The sequence below is a fragment of the Nonomuraea zeae genome, from assembly GCF_005889725.1.
Classification (GTDB): domain Bacteria; phylum Actinomycetota; class Actinomycetes; order Streptosporangiales; family Streptosporangiaceae; genus Nonomuraea; species Nonomuraea zeae.
Genome location: NZ_VCKX01000564.1, coordinates 1 through 3143, shown reverse-complemented (window position 1 = coordinate 3143; position 3143 = coordinate 1). Strand labels below are relative to the sequence as shown.

Here is a 3143-nt window from a genome sequence, read left to right as displayed (position 1 = left end):
CCCCAGCCCCCAGGCCACCTGCGTCGCCACGATCCACCAGAAGCCGGTCACCAGCCCGGTCACCACCATCCCCGCCCCCAGGAACGCGTGCCCGAGCACCAGCGGCCACCTGCGGCCGGCCGCGTCCGACCACACGCCGGTGGGGAGGTCGGAGACCAGCATGGTGCCCGCGATCACGGCCCCGAGCAGCAGGAGCCGCACGGGGGAGAGGTGGGCGGTGACGACGAAGTACAGGCTGGAGGTCAGCACGTAGCCCCGGTGGAAGCAGGCCCGCGAACCGGTCCAGATCAGGAACGCCCTGGCCACCCGCCGGCCTTCGCGTGCCATGGGAGCCAGCCCATCAGGCACGGCCGCCGAACACAAACGAAATATCCCGCGAAGGATGTCGAGACCGGGCATCGGGCTCCGACCATCGGTCGAAGGCCCCGGGTGGGGCGCCGCCAGACCTGAGGAGAGCAGCCGTGCGGTATCTGATGATGATCTACACGAGCGCGCGGACCTGGGGCCACCCCGCCTTCCTGCGCACGCCGGAGGCGCTGGCCATGCCGCAGGAGGGGCGCGACGAGCTGAGCGAGCAGTTCGGCGCGTTGCTGCGGGAGATCGCCGACTCCGGCGAGTTAGTCGGCGGCGAGGCGCTGGCCGACCCGGTCCACACCAGGACCGTCCGCGTGCGGGGCGGCTCCCCGGTGGCCACGGACGGGCCGTCCGCCGAGGCGGAGGAGCACCTCGCGGGCTACGTCGTCCTCGACTGCGAGAGCCGCGAACGAGCGCTGGCCATCGCGGCCCGCTTCCCCGACGCGCGGTTCGCGGCGGTCGAGGTGCGTCCGATCATGAGCACGGCGGGCGAGGAGATGTGACCGGTGAGGAGATCTGCGCCGCCGTGCCGGCCGAGCGGCTCGGCCTGGCGGCGCGACCTGAGCCGGGTGCCCGGGTGCTCGGCCGCCTGCGGGGGAGGTCCGGGGCGCCTGCCTGGGTGCTCGGCCGCCTGCGGGGGAGGTCCTGGGCGCCTGCCGGGCCGGAAGGCGCGGGGTAGGGACAGCCCTACCTCGGAAGTGCCGGGTACAGGATCGATGCGACCCCGGCCCCGCCCGTAGCGTTATCGCGTGATCACTTCACGCAGCCGCCGCTGGACCGCCGCTTCCGTGCTCGCCCTCGCCGTCACCACCACCGTGGTGAGCGGCCCGGCCGCCCAGGCCGCAACGGGCACGGACCCGGTCGTCCAGATCACCCTGGGCAAGCTGGTGAACGACGACAAGTTCCCCGCCGCGCTGGCGTCCGTGCGGGGCCGCGACGGGCGTACGAGCGACTATGCCGCCGGTGTCGCCGACGTGGCGACCAAGGAGAAGGCGCCGGCCGACGGGTATGTGCGCATTGGCAGCAACACCAAGTCCTTCACCGCCGTGACCGTCCTGCAGCTGGTCGGCGAGGGCAAGGTCAAGCTGGACGAGCCGGTCGAGACGTACCTGCCGGGTCTGCTCCGGGGGGAGGGCATCGACGGGCGGCGCATCACCGTACGGCAGCTCCTGCAGCACACCAGCGGCCTGCCCGAGTACACCGACTTCCTGGCCAAGGGCATCCTCCCCTTCCAGCACACCTACTTCCAGCCCCGCGAGCTGCTGAGCATGGCGCTGGCGAAGAAGGCCGCCTTCGCGCCCGGCACCAAGTGGCAGTACACCAACACCAACTACATCGTCGCCGGTCTGCTGATCGAGAAGGTCACCGGCCGCCCGGCCATCGAGGAGATCACCAGGCGCACGATCGACCGGATCGGCCTGCGCCACACCTCGTTCCCGAACGTCGGCGACCAGGACGTCCCGGCCCCGCACGCCAAGGGGTACCACCGTGACGACCCGGCCAAGCCGATGACCGACGTCACCGCGTTCGACCCGTCCCAGGCGTGGACCGCCGGGCAGATGATCTCCACCCCCGGCGACCTCAACCGCTTCTTCACCGCGCTCCTCGGCGGCAAGCTGCTCAAGCCCGAGCAGCTCAAGCAGATGCGCACCACCGTGGACGCCCCGATGCTCGGCGCCGGCGCCAAGTACGGCCTCGGCCTGAGCAGCATCAAGCTGACCTGCGGCGGCACCGCCTGGGGCCACGGCGGCTCCATCCCCGGCTACTACACCACCAACGCGGTCACCGAGGACGGCCGCGCCGCCGCCATCGCCGTCACCCACCTGCCCACCAGCCTGCCGGCCCACGAGCACGTCGAGAAGGCACTCGACACGGTGCTCTGCACGCGACTCTGACCTCAGCGCCGGGTCCGCGCGCTCAGTGCTGGATCGCTCCGCGCGCTCAAGGCTGGATCCGGTCGCTCAGGGCCGGGTCCGCGCACGGTGGACCGTCACCTGGTCGCCGCGGCCGGGGTAGGCCATGATGAGCAGCCGCTGGCCCGCCCGCTGCTCGTCCTTCCACGGCAGCCAGGCATGGTGAACGCGGATGCGATAGTGGCCCGCGCCCCGGACGGCGAGGTCGGGCAGCTCGATCCCGCTCAGGTAGTCGGTGGGCACGATGCGGCCGCCGGGGCTCTCGTAACCGATCTCGACCACATGGTCCCAGCCCTTCGTCTCGACGGGCGGGCGGCGGTCGTAGGTCTCGGTGGTGACGCAGGCGCGGTAGTTGGTGTTGAGGACGACGACGAGGTGCCCGGGCTCGGAGGCCGCCAGGTCACCGTCCGTCGTCCGCTGCCACAGCTGGTCCTCGGGCTCGCCCTCGTTCTCGTACGCGTCGAGCGAGGTCTCCGTCCAGATGGGCCGCTTCTGCCTGATCGCCGACACCGGCTTGATCAGGGGGCGATGGCGGGGCGCCTTGTCGCATTTGGCCTGCTCTTCCGCCTCCCGGTCGAACATCTCCTGCTCATCCGCCGCGACCGCCGCGTCGGCGTGCTCGGCGGCCTTGGGACAGACGCCGGCCAGGAGCGCTGCGTCGGCGAACGGATCGATGCCGTCCCCCGGCCGGATCCGGGTCGCCGCCTCATGCCGGCCTCAGCTCATGGGCAGAGCGCCCCAACCACAGCAACGTGACTGCGTTGAGCGCCAGCCGACCGCCCTCGTACCAGACGTACCCGCTGTTGAACGGGGCCCTGAGCTCAGGCACGAGCATCGGTCCGGCGGCGACCACCACGCCCGCCCACACCGTGACCC

4 protein-coding genes and 1 pseudogene are annotated in these 3143 nt (G+C 71.8%); 3 read left to right on the top strand and 2 right to left on the bottom strand.

Annotated features, from left to right (window positions below):
* A pseudogene (locus ETD85_RS61180) lies at positions 1-327 on the bottom strand (hypothetical protein); the annotation flags it as partial.
* Positions 328-461: 134 nt separating this feature from the next.
* On the opposite strand from ETD85_RS61180, the gene ETD85_RS61175 reads away from it, so the two are divergent.
* The 3 genes from ETD85_RS61175 to ETD85_RS61165 all read left to right on the top strand — a co-directional run bounded on the left by ETD85_RS61175 (position 462) and on the right by ETD85_RS61165 (position 2249).
* Positions 462-857 (top strand): YciI family protein, encoded by a 396-nt coding sequence (locus tag ETD85_RS61175; RefSeq protein WP_240780160.1) that lies wholly within the window; start codon positions 462-464, stop codon positions 855-857.
* Complete coding sequence (locus ETD85_RS61170; protein WP_138698918.1) at positions 854-1033, top strand: hypothetical protein; 180 nt, start codon at positions 854-856, stop codon at positions 1031-1033. The genes ETD85_RS61175 and ETD85_RS61170 overlap by 4 nt, the downstream gene beginning before the upstream one ends.
* A gap of 70 nt (positions 1034-1103) precedes the next feature.
* Positions 1104-2249: a serine hydrolase domain-containing protein gene (locus tag ETD85_RS61165; RefSeq protein ID WP_206059629.1), complete on the top strand. Its 1146-nt coding sequence runs from the start codon at positions 1104-1106 to the stop codon at positions 2247-2249.
* A gap of 66 nt (positions 2250-2315) precedes the next feature.
* On the opposite strand, the gene ETD85_RS61160 is transcribed toward ETD85_RS61165, so the two are convergent.
* The gene (locus ETD85_RS61160) at positions 2316-2849 is read right to left on the bottom strand and encodes a hypothetical protein (RefSeq protein WP_138698917.1); all 534 of its coding nucleotides are present in this window, start codon (positions 2847-2849) and stop codon (positions 2316-2318) included.
* Between the last annotated feature and the right edge of the window lie 294 nt (positions 2850-3143).

What these genes read in the sequence shown, in the direction of transcription:
- ETD85_RS61160 (WP_138698917.1), bottom strand. Translation starts at nt 2,849, where the DNA reads ATGTTCGACCGGGAGGCGGAAGAGCAGGCCAAATGCGACAAGGCGCCC.